General features: G+C 46.6%; 16 protein-coding genes. 2 read left to right on the top strand and 14 right to left on the bottom strand.

The annotated features are described in order from the left end of the window. Position 1 precedes the first annotated feature (1 nt). From MKY35_RS03815 to MKY35_RS03765, 11 genes are all read right to left on the bottom strand, one after another. Complete coding sequence (locus MKY35_RS03815) at positions 2-841, bottom strand: carbohydrate ABC transporter permease (protein ID WP_023987016.1); 840 nt, start codon at positions 839-841, stop codon at positions 2-4. A 5-nt stretch (positions 842-846) separates the two neighbouring features. Continuing rightward, positions 847-1,755, bottom strand: a complete 909-nt coding sequence (locus MKY35_RS03810; RefSeq protein ID WP_023987015.1) for a sugar ABC transporter permease — start codon at positions 1,753-1,755, stop codon at positions 847-849. 238 nt (positions 1,756-1,993) lie between these two features. Further along, positions 1,994-3,286 carry an extracellular solute-binding protein gene (locus MKY35_RS03805; protein WP_342445635.1) on the bottom strand — a complete coding sequence of 431 codons (1,293 nt, stop codon included), beginning with the start codon at positions 3,284-3,286 and terminating at the stop codon, positions 1,994-1,996. Between the two features lie 175 nt (positions 3,287-3,461). Continuing rightward, positions 3,462-5,021, bottom strand: coding sequence for a response regulator (locus tag MKY35_RS03800; protein WP_039270670.1), 1,560 nt, complete (start codon positions 5,019-5,021; stop codon positions 3,462-3,464). Then, the gene (locus MKY35_RS03795; protein ID WP_342445634.1) at positions 4,999-6,729 is read right to left on the bottom strand and encodes a histidine kinase; all 1,731 of its coding nucleotides are present in this window, start codon (positions 6,727-6,729) and stop codon (positions 4,999-5,001) included. Before MKY35_RS03795 ends, MKY35_RS03800 begins: the two co-directional genes overlap by 23 nt. Before the next feature lie 124 nt (positions 6,730-6,853). Next, a complete protein-coding gene (locus MKY35_RS03790; protein WP_029515768.1) occupies positions 6,854-7,096 on the bottom strand; it encodes a hypothetical protein in 243 nt (80 codons plus the stop codon). A gap of 39 nt (positions 7,097-7,135) precedes the next feature. Continuing rightward, complete coding sequence (locus MKY35_RS03785; protein WP_013308756.1) at positions 7,136-8,002, bottom strand: inositol monophosphatase family protein; 867 nt, start codon at positions 8,000-8,002, stop codon at positions 7,136-7,138. 174 nt (positions 8,003-8,176) lie between these two features. After that, positions 8,177-9,178 carry a UV DNA damage repair endonuclease UvsE gene (gene uvsE / locus MKY35_RS03780; RefSeq protein WP_029515770.1) on the bottom strand — a complete coding sequence of 334 codons (1,002 nt, stop codon included), beginning with the start codon at positions 9,176-9,178 and terminating at the stop codon, positions 8,177-8,179. Positions 9,179-9,317: 139 nt separating this feature from the next. Next, a complete protein-coding gene (locus MKY35_RS03775) occupies positions 9,318-9,641 on the bottom strand; it encodes a hypothetical protein (RefSeq protein ID WP_007428793.1) in 324 nt (107 codons plus the stop codon). A 101-nt stretch (positions 9,642-9,742) separates the two neighbouring features. After that, positions 9,743-10,831: a D-alanine--D-alanine ligase gene (locus MKY35_RS03770; RefSeq protein ID WP_342445633.1), complete on the bottom strand. Its 1,089-nt coding sequence runs from the start codon at positions 10,829-10,831 to the stop codon at positions 9,743-9,745. A 73-nt stretch (positions 10,832-10,904) separates the two neighbouring features. Next, positions 10,905-11,900 carry an amidase domain-containing protein gene (locus MKY35_RS03765; protein ID WP_029515772.1) on the bottom strand — a complete coding sequence of 332 codons (996 nt, stop codon included), beginning with the start codon at positions 11,898-11,900 and terminating at the stop codon, positions 10,905-10,907. A 420-nt stretch (positions 11,901-12,320) separates the two neighbouring features. Here MKY35_RS03765 and acnA point away from each other — a divergent pair, with 420 nt between their 5' ends. Beyond that, positions 12,321-15,032 carry an aconitate hydratase AcnA gene (gene acnA / locus MKY35_RS03760; protein WP_342445632.1) on the top strand — a complete coding sequence of 904 codons (2,712 nt, stop codon included), beginning with the start codon at positions 12,321-12,323 and terminating at the stop codon, positions 15,030-15,032. A gap of 73 nt (positions 15,033-15,105) precedes the next feature. Here the strand turns inward: acnA and MKY35_RS03755 are convergent, their stop codons facing one another. The 3 genes from MKY35_RS03755 to MKY35_RS03745 all read right to left on the bottom strand — a co-directional run bounded on the left by MKY35_RS03755 (position 15,106) and on the right by MKY35_RS03745 (position 17,294). Further along, a complete protein-coding gene (locus MKY35_RS03755) occupies positions 15,106-15,453 on the bottom strand; it encodes a DUF1648 domain-containing protein (RefSeq protein WP_342445631.1) in 348 nt (115 codons plus the stop codon). 184 nt (positions 15,454-15,637) lie between these two features. Beyond that, positions 15,638-15,835 carry an SdpI family protein gene (locus MKY35_RS03750; protein ID WP_342446596.1) on the bottom strand — a complete coding sequence of 66 codons (198 nt, stop codon included), beginning with the start codon at positions 15,833-15,835 and terminating at the stop codon, positions 15,638-15,640. A gap of 622 nt (positions 15,836-16,457) precedes the next feature. Beyond that, positions 16,458-17,294, bottom strand: coding sequence for a YitT family protein (locus tag MKY35_RS03745; protein ID WP_322251843.1), 837 nt, complete (start codon positions 17,292-17,294; stop codon positions 16,458-16,460). 508 nt (positions 17,295-17,802) lie between these two features. Here MKY35_RS03745 and MKY35_RS03740 point away from each other — a divergent pair. Beyond that, the gene (locus MKY35_RS03740; protein ID WP_010348453.1) at positions 17,803-17,955 is read left to right on the top strand and encodes a hypothetical protein; all 153 of its coding nucleotides are present in this window, start codon (positions 17,803-17,805) and stop codon (positions 17,953-17,955) included. Positions 17,956-18,070 lie beyond the last annotated feature (115 nt).

The raw sequence follows: 18,070 nt of genomic DNA, 5'->3' as shown, positions 1-18,070 counted from the left end.
CTTATCCCTTCAAACCACTTGTACTCATTCCTTCTACAATTTGCTTCTGGAATGCGAAGAATACAGCGATAACTGGAAGCAGGCTTAGGATAGACATCGCGAACATTCCTCCCCAGTTGGAAGCCGACTCGCTGTCGAGGAACATCTTGAGTGCAATAGATACGGTATATTTCTCCGGCGAATTCAGATATAGTACCGGACCAAGCAGATCCTCCCACTTCCAGTAGAAAGAGAAGATTGCCGCTGTAGCCAACGACGACTTGAGTAAGGGTAAAATAATTCTAAAATACAGCCGGAACTTGCCGCATCCGTCAATCGTTGCCGCTTCATCCAGCTCTGCTGGAATCGTACGTATAAACTGCACCATCAGAAAGATGAAGAACGGCATCCCGAAAAAGGAGGGTACCACCAACGGTAAGATCGTATTGATCCAACCGAGCTTGGTGAAAATAATATATTGCGGTACCAGTACCACATCCCCTGGTAGCATAAGCGTCACCATCATCAAAGCAAACCACAAGTTACGTCCTTTGAATTTCAAGCGCGCAAAGCCAAATGCGATCAATGAGGAGGAAAGCACGGCTCCAATCGTTGAAATCACCACGATCGTGAGCGAGTTCAGAATGTACGTGCCAAAGTTGTAGCCAGTCGTTCCTTTCCAGCCTGTTACATAGTTTTGCCAGATCCATTCTGTAGGGAAAAGCGAGGATGCCGTGACGAATATCGTCCGACTTTCTTTAAACGAGCTGAACAGCATCCAAAACACGGGATACAGCATCAGGAGCGCCAGTGCAGCAACCAGTATGTGATAAATTGGCCATTTGACCGTTTTCCATGCCATCGGTATCAGCGCCCCTTTTCCGTTTCATAAAATACCCAGTATCTGGAGGTTATAAATAAAATCGCTGTCAGTATCCCAATCATAATGAGCATGACCCAAGCCATGGCTGCCGCATATCCCATGTTGCTGAACATAAACGCCTGCCGGAACAGATACAGTGAATGCAGCATCGTTCCATCCATCGGGCCTCCTTCGCCCTTAGAAATAACATAAGCCGGGACGAAGGTCATAAAGGCGCTGATCGTCTGCATAATCAGATTAAATAGAATAATGGGGCTAAGCAACGGTAGCGTAATACTGAAAAATTTTCGTACTGGCTTAGCGCCATCTACACTGGACGCCTCGTACAATTCAACAGGAATGTTCTTCAAACCTGCCAGAAAAATCAGCATGGAGGAGCCAAATTGCCATACGGACAGGGTGATCAGCATTGTAAGCGAAGCATCCGGATCACCAAACCATTTCACGGGAGTCGCCCCTAGGGTCGAAAGCAGGCTGTTCACTATGCCGTTATTACTGAAAATGTTCCGCCACATAATGGATACCGCAACGCTACCTCCGATAATGGACGGTAGATAGTACATCGTCCGATAGGTGCCGACCATGCGCGATTTGGTATTCAAAATCATAGCCACAAACAGCGCGAAAATCAGTCGCAACGGTACACCGACCAATACGTACGTAAACGTGACCCTGATCGAATTCCAGTATTTCGGGTCGCCTGTGAACATCTTTTCGAAGTTACCCAGACCAATCCATTTGGGCGGGGTGAACAGGTTGTAGGTGGTAAAGGACAGATACAGCGAAATAAACATTGGAATTAACGTAAACGCCAGAAAGCCCACAATAAACGGGCTGATAAACGCATATCCGGTCATATTGGCTTTCAAGCTCTGATGATTTCGCAAGCTCATCAAGCCTCCCTTCTGTTGCATTTTAAAGAATTAGCAAAACTCTAAAGTGTTAGTAGTCAGTTGTTATATGAATAATATTATGATATCTGCAAAGGGTGCTTATGCAGTTGGTTCGTCCAATCAACCGTACGCAATCATGCTTTGGACTACGCACGGTTAACTTAACGAAACGTTCCTTCGATCTTATCGATCTTATGCTAAAACAGTGTCAGATATCCTAAAGGTCACATTGCGCTCATTATTGCTTGTTATTCGCAAGGATAGTATTCGCATCAGCCCGGAATTTGGCCGCTGCGTCTTCTGGTGTCATCTGTCCAAAATTGACCTGCTCAATATAATCGGTCAGAGTCGCAATCACTTCTGGCGATCCGACTGGTGGCGGCGGGCTCATTGGAGAAGCCTTCGGCTCCATAGAAGCTACAAATTCAAACACCTGCTTCGTAGGCTCGCTTAACTCTGGCGCAACAGCCTCCTTGATTTTGGAGGAAATCGGCACGCCACGTTCGCCTTTAATCAATTTATTCGCTTCTACATCATTCATCCAGAAATCAATAAACTTTGCGGCCTCATCCTTCACCTGTGAACGGGAAGCAACCGTCCAGTACATCGTAGGCTGCATGTATACGCCTTTTTCCATATTCGGCCCAAACATTGGAGCCAGTGCCATTGGGCGGTTAACAACCTGCTGTAAGCCCACATACTGATTGGACCACTGCCAAATGCCGATGCCTGTTCCTTTTACGATATCGGATTCCTCAAGAATCCCCTTGGTCTGGTTCATGATTTCAGGAGGCGGGGTCGCTCCCTTTTTAATCAGATCAGCCAATCCGCTGAAGAAGTCAACAAACAGCTTATCATCGTCATACCCCAATCCTGTCCCTTCCGCATTGTAGAGAGTCTTTCCTTGCGTACGCAAATAGTAGTGGAAGAAAATATCGGCAGCCATTGAGCTGTCAAAGTATACTTTATTGGAACCAGCCTTTAAAGCCGTTTCTTTGTATTGATCCCATGTCCAGTTGTCAGGAATTTTGTCTATGCCCGCTTTTTTGAGCAGCGCCGGATCATACTGGAAACCTAGAACATTGACACCTGTTGGAATACCATATTGCTTTCCTGCTATTACGCCGGTGCTGAGTACATTTTCGTTCACGTCAGCGACCTGAATTTTTTGATTTAAGTAAGGCGCGAGATCCTCCAGTTGACCATTTTTTGCATATTGGCTAATGTACGAAATGTCCATTTGCACGATATCCGGTAACTGATTAGCCGCAGCCTGTGGGGCGAGCTTTTTCCAATAGTCATCAAAAGAGGCATATTCCACATCGATCGTTACATTAGGATTTTTCTGCTTATACAAATCAACGACCTTCTGCGTGTATTCATGACGCGTATCCGATCCCCACCAAGCGATACGTAACTTTACTTTCCCGTCTGCACTTGTGCCCGAATTGCCGCCGCCGTCCGCTCCGCTACATGCTGTCGTCAAAACGAGCAGCATAGCTATAATCAGAAACCATCCCTTTTTGCCCACCTATCTCTCCCCTTTTCGCTGTTCTAGAAAGGAGCCAAATTACAAGTGACAACGTATTTACGCATTTTTGATAGCGTTTACATTAGCTCCTGTTGTTATTTTCCCAAAAGCTGAGAAGCATTGGAATACACAAATCAGGTTTCCTGGGTTTAAAAAACAGTGGGACTCCATCAGCTCATCCCCGTTCATGTGATTTAATGTACTCGGAAGGCGTCATACCCGCCCACTTTTTGAACACCTGGCTAAAATATTGCGCGTTGCCACCGAAGCCGAACCATTCCGCCAGTTCAAATACCTTCACGTCTCCGGTCTCCCGAATATGCTCAGCCGCACGTTCGATCCGATAACGATTGACGTAGTGTGAGAAATTTTCCCCCGTCACCTTTTTGAAAATCTTCCCTAAATAGTCGGAATTCATATACAGCATTTGACCTGCCACTCCGTTCAGCGACAAATCGGATTTTCTATAGTTTTGCTCAATAATAGTGATCATTTTATCAACGGTAGAAGATTGGCGATACACATTACTTTTATAATAGATTGCGGTCATTCGTTCGGCAGCTTCCTGTACAAAAGATTTGAGACATGCCAGCGTTTTTTGCTCTGCCAACACCACCATTCGGCTCGTAAACGCCGCACGCTCTTCTTCAGGGCATATACGGATCATAGCGGCATAGAGCTGAAGCACATAGGAGCGGGTCACGGAGATTTCCAGCTTCATACGGGACAGAATACCGAACAACCGATCCACTTCCTGTGCAACCTCCACCGTATTTCCAGCCTTGATCAACAGACCGAACTTCTCCTCGTCCAGCTCCAAATCTGCCATCTCCCGGGTATCCTCAGCCGCTAAATCCTCCTTCGTAATCAGACTGCCCTCCCCGGTGTAAAAACGGTGATTCATACAATGCAGTGTCTCCCGATACATCCCCCGTGAATGCTGCATACTATCCGACTCACTAACTGCGACCGTTACCTCCAGCTTGTAAAAGCGATGAAATGTCGCACGTACCGCTTCAATCTGTTTCATAAACCTGGACGTATCATCCTCACTTTCCAGCACAATGAGCAATTGTCCCTGCATGGTCGTACTGAGTAAGACATCATCCATCAAATCTGCCGCTATATTTTGCAATGCAAATAAATGCTCCGGCTCATGGGATTCCTCCACCCGCAGCAGCAGCATTCGAACCTGCTTATCTTGCAATTCAAGTCCGAATAACCGCTCATAAAATGCGATATCACGGCTACCGTAAGTTTTATAGGAAATAAACTCCTTCAAAAAATGTTCCTTCACATGCGGCAGCATACGCTGAAAATCAAGCTTCATCCGGTTCACAAACTGCTTGCGTTCTTCCTGTTCCTCTCGCTCCTGTCCCAACTCTGTCAGAGCCTCATGAATTTGCCGCTCATTGCAGGGCTTCAACAAGTAGTGCTTCACCCCGTATTGCATGGCCCGACAGGCATAGTCAAAATCTTTGTAACCTGACAACAGAATAAACCGAACGTCTGGAAAATGCTCCGTCGTTTTGGCAACGAGTCCGATACCGTCCAGTCCTGGCATAGAAATATCGCTGATCACAAAATCAGGCGGACTCGCCTGGATCTGATCATATGCCTCAATCCCATTACGCGCCGTACCTACCAGTTGTGTTCCTGCCTTGCCCCAATCGACCACCTGTGAAATGCCTTCCAAAATCATACGCTCATCATCAACCAATAGCACCTTGTACACGACCCTGATCCCCTTTCACATATGGAATACAGACATGAATCGACGTTCCTGTTCCTGACTCGCTATGCAGCTCTATCCCCCAAGGTGTACCAAATGTCAGGCTAATCCGTTCTTGAATATTCGCAAGTCCAATACCCCGCCCACGGGTTGTGATCTGTCCGCTCCGCAGCTTTTCCAAGAAATCCGGGGTCATTCCAGGTCCGTCATCTTCAACCCTCAGGAACAGCGCCCCCTCCTTTTCTCTGACCACAATTGTGATCCGACACGGTTCAATACGCGGCTCCAGCGCATAATGGATGGCATTCTCCACCAAGGGCTGAAGCGTTAGCTTCGGAATTTGCGCGTCCATCAATTCTTCCGGGACATCGAGATGGAAAACGAGACGTTCATCAAAACGTGTTTTTTGGATCGTTACGTAGCTTCTCACGATATCCAGTTCTTTTTGAAGCGGAATCAGCTGCTCTTCAAAACTGACCGCGCTGCGTAGTAGAAAAGCAAGGGCTTCCACCATTTCTGAAATCCGGTCCTGCTTGTTGGCCTTGGCGAGCCAGTTCACGGACTCTAATGTATTGTATAAAAAATGTGGATTTATCTGTGCCTGAAGCGCCTTTAGCTCTGTTTCCCGCAGCAGTAGCTGCTTGGCAACATTCTCATTAATAAGCTCACGGATCCGGCGGATCATCTTCTTATACGTCCGATGCAGTAAGCCTACCTCATCCTGTGTGGAAAGGGGTACCGCCCCAAGCGCTTCCTCTTCCAGACGGTCAAGATCTCCTTTTTCTATTTTACGCATGTTCTGGATCAACTGAACGATCGGTTGGGTAATGCTGCCCGATAACCTAGCGCCCAGTGCCAGTGCAATAAGCAGCATAATTACAAAAATTGCGCTTACAATTTCTTTGATTATCGTAATACTGCGAAACATATCATCAAAGGGAGTCATATGTAAATACGTCCAGCCCGTATAAGAGGATTTGATTTGAGCAGCAAAAAAGGTCCCGCCTGTATAGGTCGCGATCCCGTAAGGCTGCTTCCGGCCCAGCTCTGCCTGAATATCGCTCTCACTCAAAAGCGGTGTTTCGGGATAAATCATCCGTCTTCCGTCTGTAATCATCAACTGTCCGTCACGGCCGGAGGTCTGCACACGATCCGCTACAATTCGGTCAATTCGCACACGAATCGCAAGCGTTCCAAGCCCGTTCAGCGTAAAATTGGAATCGGTAAAGGATTTGAACTGCCGAGCTGCCAGCAAGGAGGAATGACCTGCGGCATACCATGCATTGGAACCGTCATGTTCGTCTGCCAGCTCCGACAGGGTGGATCGAAGCTCTTGGGGAATACCTTCGCGGTTGCCCGCACTCATGACCTGTCCCTCTTTGTCGATGACCATCATAGAATAGACATAGGTTTCAGAGCCAGCAAAGGCGACAAGCCTATTCGTTATTTTTTTACGCAGCACCATTTTGGCATAAGGTGACGTTTCCTTTTCCAATTGCAGCAAATAACGTTGAAGCTGCTCGTCCGTTGTTACCTTGAAAGTAACTTTTTCCACATCCTTCAGCTCATTTTCTATACCGATTGAAGAAATATTGAGTACTTCGGATGTTTTTTTGTACATTTGATTATCATAAATGTGAAATACGTATTTAAGTATGACTGCAACAACTGCAAAATTAACCAGCATAAGCACCGTGATCAGCAGTACCATTTTATGATGGATTCCAGCATTTTTGTAAGCGCTTTTAAAGTAGGTAATCAGTGATTGTCGCCTCCTTTATAACATACAAAATACCCCATGCCTTGGTCATTCGGCAAGAGGTATTTGCATTTGCTTAGCGTTGATCGGTTGGTTTCGATTTGTCCGCCTTGCTCATATATTCGTCGTATCGGTCATCAAGTTCCCGTGCCATACTCCGGTATTTACGCGTTTCCTCAACAATGGGATCGATATGAGTCTGAACCCGCACCTCATATTTAGGGCTGAGCCGTTCCCGCTTTTGGGCCTCATTCTCACGAATTTCGCCTTCCGTCAGCAGTTCACTGAGCTGGCGTTCCAATTCTTCGGATTGACTCATCGCGATTTCCTCCTTTAGGGTGATGGTCCCTACGTAGAATTATAACCCGGTTGCGTCTGCTTCTTTCAGCACTTGAATAAGTTGAGAATGAATAGCTGTATTCGTAGCTGCAATATGCCGTACACTCAGGTCATAAGGTCTGCCCAATGTATCGGTAATGGTACCGCCTGATTCCTGCACCAGCAAAGCGCCCGCTGCTACATCCCACGCATTCAAACCAATTTCGCAATAGGCCGATAACCGTCCCGACGCCACATAAGCCAGATGCAATGCTGCCGAGCCCAGCGCCCGAATGCCGCGTACCTGAGGTGTAAGAACCTGCGTGATTTTCATATTTAGCGGTTGTGCATACGTACGATCTGGCGGGAAGCCGATGCACACCAGACTATCTCCCAGTGTTTCTTCTCTTGAGGCTTGCATGCGATTACCATGTACATATGCGCCTTTTCCTTTTTCCGCTACAAACATTTCATCACGGGACGGATCATAAATAACCCCGACAATCACCTCTCCACGATGGGCCAAGGCAATAGACACACTGTAATACGGCAGACTGTGTACAAAATTGGTCGTGCCATCTACCGGATCAATAATCCATAAATATTCCTCTTCACGGGCAGCCTCTAGTGCGCGGGCCGAAGCTTCGGCTCCCGGCTCTACACCCTCTTCACCCAAAATCGCATGATCGGGAAAATGGGTCAGAATTAGTCTGCGAATCATCTGCTCTGCACCTTTATCTACCTCGGTCACTAGATCCGTAGGAGACTGTTTGGTATTCAAATGTTCAACAGTTCCCAGTCTGCTCTTAATCCATTCCCCGGCTTTGGATGCCGCATTAATAGCCACGGCAGTATAGCTTTTTCCTGATACGATATAGGGAACCTTTTCGTTTTCATGTTCGTTCAACGTGTTCACTCTACTTTCTATATCATTGTTACGTGGTTTACGAAGCTGCTCTACAACACAGTCTCTTAACCATCTCTGTTTCAGTACAAGTTTGCTAGTTTACACATTCTAGTATACACAATAAACTGCATAAAGTTTCTCTAAATGGGAGCTTTATCCGCGAAATGCTACTTTCTAAGGCATAATTTCTACGGAAGCTCCATCCAGCACTTTAACCCCATTATCTTCCTGAAGGCGCAGTTCATTCATCAATCCGAATAACGCTTCATCCTTAAGCTTGGCTTCAAGCATGACATCAATCCGATCCGTATATCCAGCAATATTGCGCAGAAAGGTCAGCAACGGCTCCACCAGAACACCGTCTGCATGACCACGAGGGTCTTTTTCACTTTTGGGACTGGAGGCATGAATTTTGGGCGGCAATGGATGATCAGTAGAAGATCCGGCTTGGGCCAATTCCCCTTTCCAGGTATTCAATATGTCCGGCCATAGCTCCCACGGCTTCTCACCCTCGTTATTGACCCATTGATGATGAATATCGAGAACCATCGGCAAGCCCGTTATTTTGCAAGCTTCCAGTGTTTCCACCGCATTGAATGTTTTATCATCATTTTCCAGCGTCAACCGTTCTCTTAACGAAAGATCCAGAGCACTAACCTGCTCTACAAAACGCTGGCCTGAGGTCACCTTATCTCCGTATGCACCACCAATATGAATATTGTTCTTGGCTTCGGCACCGAGCCCCATGGCCTCCAGCATCGCTTTGTGGTACTTCAAGTCATTAATGGAGCTCTCCAACACCTCAGGACGGGGAGTGCTTAACACTGTAAAATGATCGGGGTGAAACGATACCCTCATCCTATTCGCCTTGACATAGTTCCCAACCTCTGCAAAGTCAGTAGCAAGCGCCTGAAACGGGTCCCAATCCCGCAGATCCTGATGGGTCGCGAGCGGAATCAGCTTGGATGAGAAACGATAGACCTGGATATCACTCGCGCGATTATGGCGCAGCAGCCTCAATGTATTATGGAGATTTTCGGCTGCTATCCGCTCTAGCTTGCGGATCGCAGCTTCTCGGTCTCCAATCTTGTTAAAGCTGGCCATCGTCATGGTTTTAGAGGGGGATGCATTTTGCACGGTAACCGACATGGCTACATAACCTAACCTTACGATCATAGGGTGTCTTCCTTTCAGTAGTTCGCAGTAGATGGTAAGGCCGCTTTCGTTCTGTGACCTAAAACCCTTTTCTACTGATCATACCCGGAAAAGCACATGCTGATTCGGTGTTATCGCACAAATTGCAAGAAGCAAACAGCTAGGATTGCTGCTGTGCTCCAAAAAACATTTCATCCGCCAATGCGGTCTGAATTCTTGATTCCTCTTCATTCAGCTTACGAATGAGGATCATTTCAACTTCGGTCACTTCATCGCCCTGGAAATTAATTTCGGCGATACAGCCCACAATCTGCACGATGGCTACTGCCACGTTGTCCACGCTGTAAGCAATGACCTTCTGGCCTGTCGGAAACACGCGCAGCCCGGATTTAACCATTTTGCCACGTCCGTATTCCAGCAGTTCGTAAAGTTCCTGTTCGCTTTTGAATTTGCACACGGAGTTAAATTCAGTTTGAAAGCCCATGTGTAGCCGCCACCTTTCATCATTAAGGGTTTAGTGAAATGCTCAAGTATGTGCCATATATATGAACAAAAAGGAGAGTGATCAGCTCTCCTTTGTTTCGTTTATGAGTTCTCGTAGTGCAGTACCGACCTGCGCTCATAACGCTCCAGTGCAAGAGCAATCATGCGGTCCAGCAGACTTGCATAGGATACGCCGGTTTCTCTCCACAGTAATGGATACATACTGAACGGTGTAAAACCAGGCATCGTATTCACTTCATTAATAAGAATATGTCCGTCCGAGCGTCTGACGAAGAAATCGGCACGGGAAATCCCGCAGCCTTCCAGCGCGCGGAATGCTTGTAATGCGGCTTCACGAATACGATCTGCCACTTCCTCATCCAACGGTGCCGGAATAAGCATTTCCGATTGGCCATCCGTATATTTGGCAGCATAATCATAATAATCACTCGACGATACAATTTCACCCGGTACCGAGGCAATCGGCTCGTCATTGCCAAGTACGCTGACCTCAATCTCACGGGCATCGACGTACTCCTCGACAATCACCTTCAGGTCAAATTGCAAAGCCAGATCTACAGCCTTTTCCAGCTCTTCTCGGTTGCTGGCTTTGGAAATACCGACACTTGATCCCAGATTGGCCGGTTTGACAAAGCAAGGATAACCTAGCTCGGTTTCCATATTACGTACCAGATCATGACTGGTTTGGGCCCACTGTGTACTATTAAAATAACAGTATTTCACTTGCGGCAATCCTGCATGCTCAAACAGCTTCTTCATGACGCCTTTATCCATACCCGCTGCCGAAGCAAGCACTCCTGCACCGACATAAGGCATATCCGCCATTTCGAACAGACCCTGAATCGTTCCGTCCTCGCCAAAGGTGCCGTGCAGCAACGGAAACAGCACATCCAGCGTCTGCTCTCCGTACAGCTTGCCGAACAACGTATCTAATGCCGCCTTGGTGCCGCCCTCTGCACGTTCCAGCTTCAATTGCTCTACAGAAGCCAGAGGAGCGCTTAATAGCGCCCCTCTACGCCAATCGCCAGCCTTCGTAATATAAAAAGGAATAATCTCGTATTTCTCATAGTTAAATGCGTTCATTACCGCATATGCCGTTTGCAGCGAAACCTCATGTTCGCCCGATTTGCCACCGTACACCAGCCCTACGGTCATTTTTTGATTTGCCATGCCTATCCTCCGCTTTCCTACTTTCGTCATTATGACTGATTTGCGTCACTATACCTGTTATCCATCATCTCATTTAAAAATAGTCGGCGATGTGATAAAAGCGATATACCGTGTTGTCGGTCCACGCATACGAATTTTTATAGTCCCAATAACGATGTCTGGAGCTTACCGTATGCGCATTGACTAGCGGCATGCCGCCCGCATCAAAGGCCGTTACCACCGTGCTGTGCTGAAAGGTTCCGTCACCATCCCAATCGTAAAAAATGACGTCCCCCAGCATGAGCTGCTCCGGTCGACTCACCTGCTCAGCAGTCAAACCCCATGAGCTGGAGCCCAAATACCGCTCCAGACTGTTGGAAACTGCCCAACTGTAGCTCCACAGCTCACGTCCGGCGACCCGTCCTTTATACCACCAGCCCGATTCCCTTTTACCAGTATAGTGGATCGGTGCTCCCCCTGCAAAGAGGCATTGCGAGATATAATTGGTGCAATCCACATCAAAACCTTCAAACTCCGGGTTAAAGCTATCCCACCACTGATCTGCATAAGCCGCTGCTTCTTCACGGCGATATCGGCTGGGACGTGCTGATGTGCCAAAGCCCAGCACTCCGCGATTCAGCAGCGGCAAACTCCCTCCCTGATTAAACGAAGCCTGTTCAAAAGGAACCTCTCCCCCCGCTGGCTTCCTTTCTGCCGGATCGCGCTCAATTCTCGCTACCTGCCAGGCTTCACCCTCGCGTGTGAACGTCAGACGCTCCCGTTCAATCCGATCCTCCCGGTGAGTCATCCCGCCCTTCTCATAAAAGAGTCGGACATGCAGCTGTACATCTACCACAGCCTCATCCGGGGTATCCTGCACCATTCGTAGTGGCTTGGCGCGTGTCTCGCTGCGTAGGGGAACAGCATCCCGTTCGTTGTACCACTGCTCCAACCTGGCCGCACGTGCTGCTCGTTCCATCCGCTGACCCACCTCCAGATACTCATCTGGCTGCGGTACACCATTGACTTCACTGCGATTGTATTGATTCACGTAAGCAAAAAGGGCCTGTTTCCATTCCCGCTCCCCCATCCCTATCCCTCCAAATTCGTCCCGCTATCCTTTTCCGGGGATAACCGGAATGATGTAGAACTTCCTTTTTTCCCTCTCTGGTCTGATATGCTCTCTATCTATAAGTATGAATCTCTAAAGCTTCGTATGAACATCGAAACGCGAGGGAGCGGAACGTTTTATTTTCCAATCTGCAACGCATCATTTAGGCCAAAAAAACTTTACGGAACCGTCTGAAAACGGTATACTTAATCCAAAAGCAATCATTTTGAAATCATGTTTCATCTAATGAAACGAATTACATTCATCTTAACCTCTAACACGCAATAAACTACTGAAGATGAAATTGAGAACGCAACCAATTTAAACCAACTGGGCAAGACGTCGAAAAAACGACATCCCTATTTTCCCCCAAGCATTCACTTCAAGGAGGTAATACTTATGTCAGGAAAAGATCAATTCTCCATCGCCCGTAGTCTGGAAGTTAACGGGAAGCCTTATCGCTACTACAGTCTTAAGGCACTGGAGGAACAAGGAAAAAGCGGTATCGCCAAGCTGCCTTTCTCCATCAAAGTGTTGCTGGAAGCCGCGGTTCGCCAATTTGACGGACGCGCCATCACTGAAGAACATGTGCAACAGCTGACAGGCTGGGCCGAGGATCGTGACACCAACAAGGAGATTCCGTTCATTCCTGCACGCATCGTGCTACAGGATTTTACCGGTGTCCCCGTGGTTGTCGATTTGGCAGCTATGCGTGATACGGTGAAAAAAGCAGGCGGGGACCCGAAGCAAATCAATCCGCTCGTTCCCGTCGATCTCGTTATCGACCACTCGGTCATGGTCGATGCTTTCGGTACCAGTGATGCGCTGGATTACAACATTAATGTAGAGTTTGAACGTAACGAGGAGCGGTACCGTTTTCTGCGCTGGGCGCAAACGGCGTTCAACAACTTCCGCGCCGTTCCGCCATCCACAGGTATCGTCCATCAGGTCAATCTGGAATATCTCGCCTCCGTTGCCGCTACCAAAACCATTGACGGTGAAACGGTCGTCTTTCCAGATTCCCTCGTAGGAACAGACTCCCATACCACGATGATTAACGGCCTTGGTGTTGTTGGCTGGGGTGTCGGCGGGATTGAGGCAGAGGCGGGTATGCTGGGGCAACCGCTGTATTTTGTCACTCCCGATGTGATTGGCTTCAAGCTGACAGGCAGTCTGACGGAAGGCTCTACCGCCACCGATCTGGCGCTCACTGTTACACAAATGCTGCGTAAAAAAGGCGTAGTCGGCAAATTCGTAGAGTTTTACGGGCCTGGTCTGGCTAACATCAGCTTGGCTGACCGTGCGACAGTTGCCAACATGGCACCGGAATACGGCGCAACGATTGGTTTCTTCCCGGTCGATGCGGAAACACTGGCATACCTGCGCAGCACTGGACGTTCCGATGAGCAAGTAAGCCTCGTAGAGGAATATTACAAGGCCCAAGGCATGTTCCGCACATCCGATACACCGGACCCTGTGTTCAGCGATACCATTGAGCTGGATCTAGCTTCGGTTGTACCGAGTCTCGCCGGACCCAAACGTCCGCAGGACCGTGTTGAGCTTGGCCGCATGAAAGAAACGTTTGAAGGCATTATTCGTACCCCGGTGGACAAGGGCGGCTATGGACTGAGCGATGAAAAAATCGCACAGAAGATTCCGCTGACCCATCCGGACGGCTCCACCAGCGAGTTAGGTACAGGAGCAGTCGTTATTGCGGCTATCACAAGCTGCACGAATACCTCCAATCCAAGCGTTATGCTCGGTGCGGGCTTGCTGGCCAAAAAAGCAGTGCAGCGCGGGCTCAAAAAGCCAGGCTATGTTAAAACAAGCTTGACCCCAGGCTCCCTCGTCGTAACGGAATACCTGCAAAAAGCGGGATTAATCGGACCGCTCGAAGCCCTCGGCTTCCATGTAGCAGGCTACGGCTGCGCAACCTGTATCGGTAACTCCGGCCCACTTCCTGACGAAGTGAGTCAAGCTATCACAGACCATGATTTAACGGTTGGCGCAGTTATTTCCGGTAACCGGAACTTTGAAGGCCGTGTGCATGCGCAGGTCAAAGCCAACTATCTCGGCTCACCGCCACTGGTTGTCGCTTATGCCCTGGCAGGTACAGTGAACATTGATTTGGTGAATGATCCGCTCGGTTATGATCAGGACAATCAGCCTGTCTACCTGAAAGACATCTGGCCCACTTCCGAGGAAATCAAGGAAGCCATCAGCCTGTCTCTCAGCCCGGATATGTTCCGTCGCAAATACGAAAATGTATTTACTGCCAACGAAAAATGGAACTCCATTCCGGTTCCTGAAGGCGAACTGTATGAATGGGATGAAAAATCAACTTATATTCAAAATCCACCATTCTTTGAAAAACTTCAGGATGGCGTGCAGGATATCAAGGAAATCCGTAATGCCCGTGTGCTTGCCCTGTTGAATGATTCGGTCACAACGGACCATATCTCACCAGCAGGCAACATTGCTCCTTCCAGCCCGGCAGGACTGTACTTGAAGGAGCATGGCGTGGAACGCAAGGATTTCAACTCCTACGGCTCCCGTCGCGGTAACCACGAGGTCATGATGCGCGGTACATTCGCCAACATCCGTATCCGCAACAATGTGGCTCCAGGTACTGAAGGCGGCGTGACCAAATACTTGCCAACGGATGAGGAAATGTCCATCTATGATGCGTCCATGAAATATCAGGCAGCCGATCAGAACCTGATCGTCATTGCTGGCAAGGAATACGGCACAGGCAGCTCTCGTGACTGGGCGGCCAAAGGTACGCTTCTGCTGGGCGTTAAGGCTGTCATTGCCGAAAGCTTCGAGCGGATTCACCGCAGTAACCTGGTCGGCATGGGTGTACTGCCTCTGCAATTCCAGGAAGGCTATGGCTGGTCCAGCTTAGTCCTCAATGGTCGTGAAACCTTCGACATTCTCGGCATTAACAATGACGTGAAGCCTGGTCAAGAGCTTACGGTTGTGGCTAAACGCGAGGATGGCACGAAGTTCGAATTCCCAGTAATTGCTCGTTTGGACAGCACCGTCGACATCGACTACTACCACAACGGTGGTATTCTGCAAACCGTATTGCGTCAAATGATTCAAGAGTAAAGAGCGTATAAATAACAAAATCCCCTCCAAATGCAGTGGAAACTGCACATTGAGAGGGGATTTTTTACATGCTTTAAGCCTTTAAAAGGAAACATATGCCGAGAACTGAGAACACTAGGGTTATAAGGAGTGTGAAGAGACCAGGCAGGCTTTCCATGATTGCAGAGCCTTCTTCGCTCTTGAACTGACGACTGAAATAGGGTTGGAGCATAAGCATAATCATAAAAGATATGAAGCTAATTCCACACAACAACCATACCTCAGGGGAAGATTTGTCAACAAAACGATCAGCCACATCATTGAAATTGTAGTGGATTGCTACATTCCTGGGCATTGTCGGATACATGAAAAGGTAGATAATGAAAGGCAAAACAGAAATAAGAAAAGACAATACATTAGAAAAATTTAATTTACTTCTCATGGAAATCCCCCTAATATGCTAAATCGATCCGCATTATACAGATATCAGCAGTCTATATTTTTATACCTATGGCTTAGAAAGAGAGAAGTAACAAAACTAATCATCGTCGGTAAACAAGAAGCGAGCAACATATACACATTAACTTCTTGTCCTAATCCTATAGCGATCCCGATTAAGCCAAAGGCTATCCAATATAAGCAGAGATACGATGCGTCTTCTTCCATGCCTTTTCATTCGAAAGCAGCCATGGGAACTTCAAACCAATTAAACGGTTAGGTGTTAATTTAGTGAATGTGATACCTACTGTTAAGTGCGATATCGCTGAAACCAGTAAAACTATATTTAAGGGACTGAAGTAAATAGCATTTGAATACAGTAACATTAAAAAAAGAAAAATAAAATTTAGAACAACAAACACACTGGAACATATTTACGATATGGAACCAAATTATTTTCAGAAAATTGTTCTCTATGTTTCGAGAATTTTGGATACAAGACAACAATAAGAAAAGAGATAATCATCGCTCCTGATGACACAATAAAAAAAGCTAAAGGGAGCTTTAGAGGGTTCATTGAAGGCAATATAATAAATGAATTTATAAAATGCAATATAATAAATAAAATAGAAATCTGAATCCACGGCTTTTTAAATTCTTTTTTTAAATCATAGTTATTCTCCACTCAAAACAACCTCACTTGGAACTGTTTCTCAGTTGATTTTAGAAGTAAGTGCATTTATAACACTTCAATATAAAAAATGAATATATTTTAATAAAATATATATTATTGTCAGATCATAATGCATATTTTTCAAAAAAATAAGAGATCAAAGTCACATTCACAATATTTTTTTACAAAAAATAGCTTTTCTTCTGTTTCGAAAAGAAGTTATTATCTATCTACTCTATTTCGATTATTAAAATAAACATCTCAAAGCAAAAAAGCCGATCCCTCAGGACCGACTTCCTACCCTATTCTCCTATAACCTGACCTTCGCACGCGAGCTACTTCGAAATATCCAGAAAACCTTCTCCGAACACGTCCCGCACGTCATGAATGGTGATAAACGCTGCTGTGTCGATGGCTTTCACTATCTTTTTAAGCGCCGATACCTCTTGTTTACTAATGACGATATACAGCACTTCTTTTGGATTTTTAGTGTAATAACCGTGGCCTGACAGGACAGTAACTCCACGATCCATTTTCGTAATGACCATCTCGGCAATTTTATCTTGGTGCTCCGAAATGATCATGACCGCTTTTTTGGGGTTCAGTCCTTCGATCATGAAGTCCATCACCTTCGTACCAACGTACAAAATAACGATAGTTAGCATCAATTTTTCCGGGCCAATAATAAAATAGGAAGAGAATGCGACAATCAAATCAAAAAACAGCAGACCATAACTGATATTCCAATCTAGATACTTGTTGGCAATCCGGGCTAAAATGACCGTTCCCGCCGTTGTGCCACCTACCCGTACGATTAAGCCAATGCCGGCCCCTACCAAAACTCCGGCAAAAACGGCATTAATCGTCGGCTCATGCGAATCAATCCGCCAGTTGACTGTTAAATGTAAAAACAGCGAGTTAAAAGCGACCGCAATTATAGTGTACAAGGTCGTTCTCTTGTCCAAAAATTTATATCCGACAATCAGCAGCAAGCCATTAATCACCAGATTAACGATCGAGGGAGACCACTGAAACAGATAGTACAGGATGATTGTGACCCCTGTAACGCCCCCCTCACCAAACTCATTCGGGATCACAAACAGATTAACAGCTAGCGCGAAAAAAAACGCACCCAGAATAATAAATGCGATGTCTGCAATACATTTTTTCATATATGCTCTAATCCTCTCTCTAACATTTCAAAGGATGAATCGCCAGATCGATTGGCTGACTCTTGTTGTCAAAATACGCTGACAACCAGTTCATGGTATCTACTACCAAACATAAAGTCAATACAACTTTGACACTTTAATTCGCCACCAGACTGCCTCAATCCTGACTTGAGGATTCCGCAAAATCCTCCTTTTACAAGGTTATTCGACAAAAAAACACAATCCCGACTACTAAACTAAGAAAACGGGCCTCAAGCCCTTGTTTTAGACCTAGGCACATTTTCCCCTAAAACGACCATCCTCCTAATCGGCATTTTGGACACATATGACCATCTTCCTGTTTTATGTCAAAAGCGTTTTACTTTGAAAAAATGTGGGTATAATGATTGAAACATAACCAAGCAACCTACATAGCATTACGACATCAAGTACATACAAATAGTCCTATACAGACGTCCAAAGCAACTCAATCTGAATTTGACAATATGGAATTGGAGGAATGATCTACATGAATACAATGAACTTAACCGTCCACACCCTGATGCCCTTTCACCACCAATACCAACGTGCCAACGCGGTGAGTATGCAGAAGAAAGAAGATAGCTCGGAGAAGAAGCTCAGCTTTCAGGACATTTTGAATGAAAAAATGGGTAAAAAATAAGGCGCCGTTTATCCGGTTGCATGACTAGCTTTACATAAGCCAAAAAGCCGTAGTTTCCTACATCGACTGTAGAGAACCACGGCTTTTTTTGATTCATGCGTTCCTAAACTCACAC

The sequence above is a fragment of the Paenibacillus sp. FSL L8-0638 genome (assembly GCF_038593075.1).
In the GTDB taxonomy this organism is placed as follows: domain Bacteria; phylum Bacillota; class Bacilli; order Paenibacillales; family Paenibacillaceae; genus Paenibacillus; species Paenibacillus polymyxa_D.
The sequence above is the reverse complement of the archived record's forward strand: the minus strand, read 5'-3'. Positions and strand labels throughout refer to the sequence as shown.

Excerpts from the sequence above, each read along its gene's own strand:
- acnA (WP_342445632.1), top strand. The coding sequence starts at position 12,321 with ATGTCAGGAAAAGATCAATTCTCCATCGCCCGTAGTCTGGAAGTTAAC.
- uvsE (WP_029515770.1), bottom strand. The coding sequence starts at position 9,178 with ATGATCGTAAGGTTAGGTTATGTAGCCATGTCGGTTACCGTGCAAAAT.
- MKY35_RS03795 (WP_342445634.1), bottom strand. The coding sequence starts at position 6,729 with ATGGTACTGCTGATCACGGTGCTTATGCTGGTTAATTTTGCAGTTGTT.
- MKY35_RS03810 (WP_023987015.1), bottom strand. The coding sequence starts at position 1,755 with ATGAGCTTGCGAAATCATCAGAGCTTGAAAGCCAATATGACCGGATAT.
- MKY35_RS03770 (WP_342445633.1), bottom strand. The coding sequence starts at position 10,831 with ATGGCAAATCAAAAAATGACCGTAGGGCTGGTGTACGGTGGCAAATCG.
- MKY35_RS03755 (WP_342445631.1), bottom strand. The coding sequence starts at position 15,453 with ATGAGAAGTAAATTAAATTTTTCTAATGTATTGTCTTTTCTTATTTCT.
- MKY35_RS03740 (WP_010348453.1), top strand. The coding sequence starts at position 17,803 with ATGAATACAATGAACTTAACCGTCCACACCCTGATGCCCTTTCACCAC.
- MKY35_RS03790 (WP_029515768.1), bottom strand. The coding sequence starts at position 7,096 with ATGAGTCAATCCGAAGAATTGGAACGCCAGCTCAGTGAACTGCTGACG.
- MKY35_RS03750 (WP_342446596.1), bottom strand. The coding sequence starts at position 15,835 with ATGTTACTGTATTCAAATGCTATTTACTTCAGTCCCTTAAATATAGTT.
- MKY35_RS03815 (WP_023987016.1), bottom strand. The coding sequence starts at position 841 with ATGGCATGGAAAACGGTCAAATGGCCAATTTATCACATACTGGTTGCT.
- MKY35_RS03765 (WP_029515772.1), bottom strand. The coding sequence starts at position 11,900 with ATGGGGGAGCGGGAATGGAAACAGGCCCTTTTTGCTTACGTGAATCAA.
- MKY35_RS03745 (WP_322251843.1), bottom strand. The coding sequence starts at position 17,294 with ATGAAAAAATGTATTGCAGACATCGCATTTATTATTCTGGGTGCGTTT.
- MKY35_RS03775 (WP_007428793.1), bottom strand. The coding sequence starts at position 9,641 with ATGGGCTTTCAAACTGAATTTAACTCCGTGTGCAAATTCAAAAGCGAA.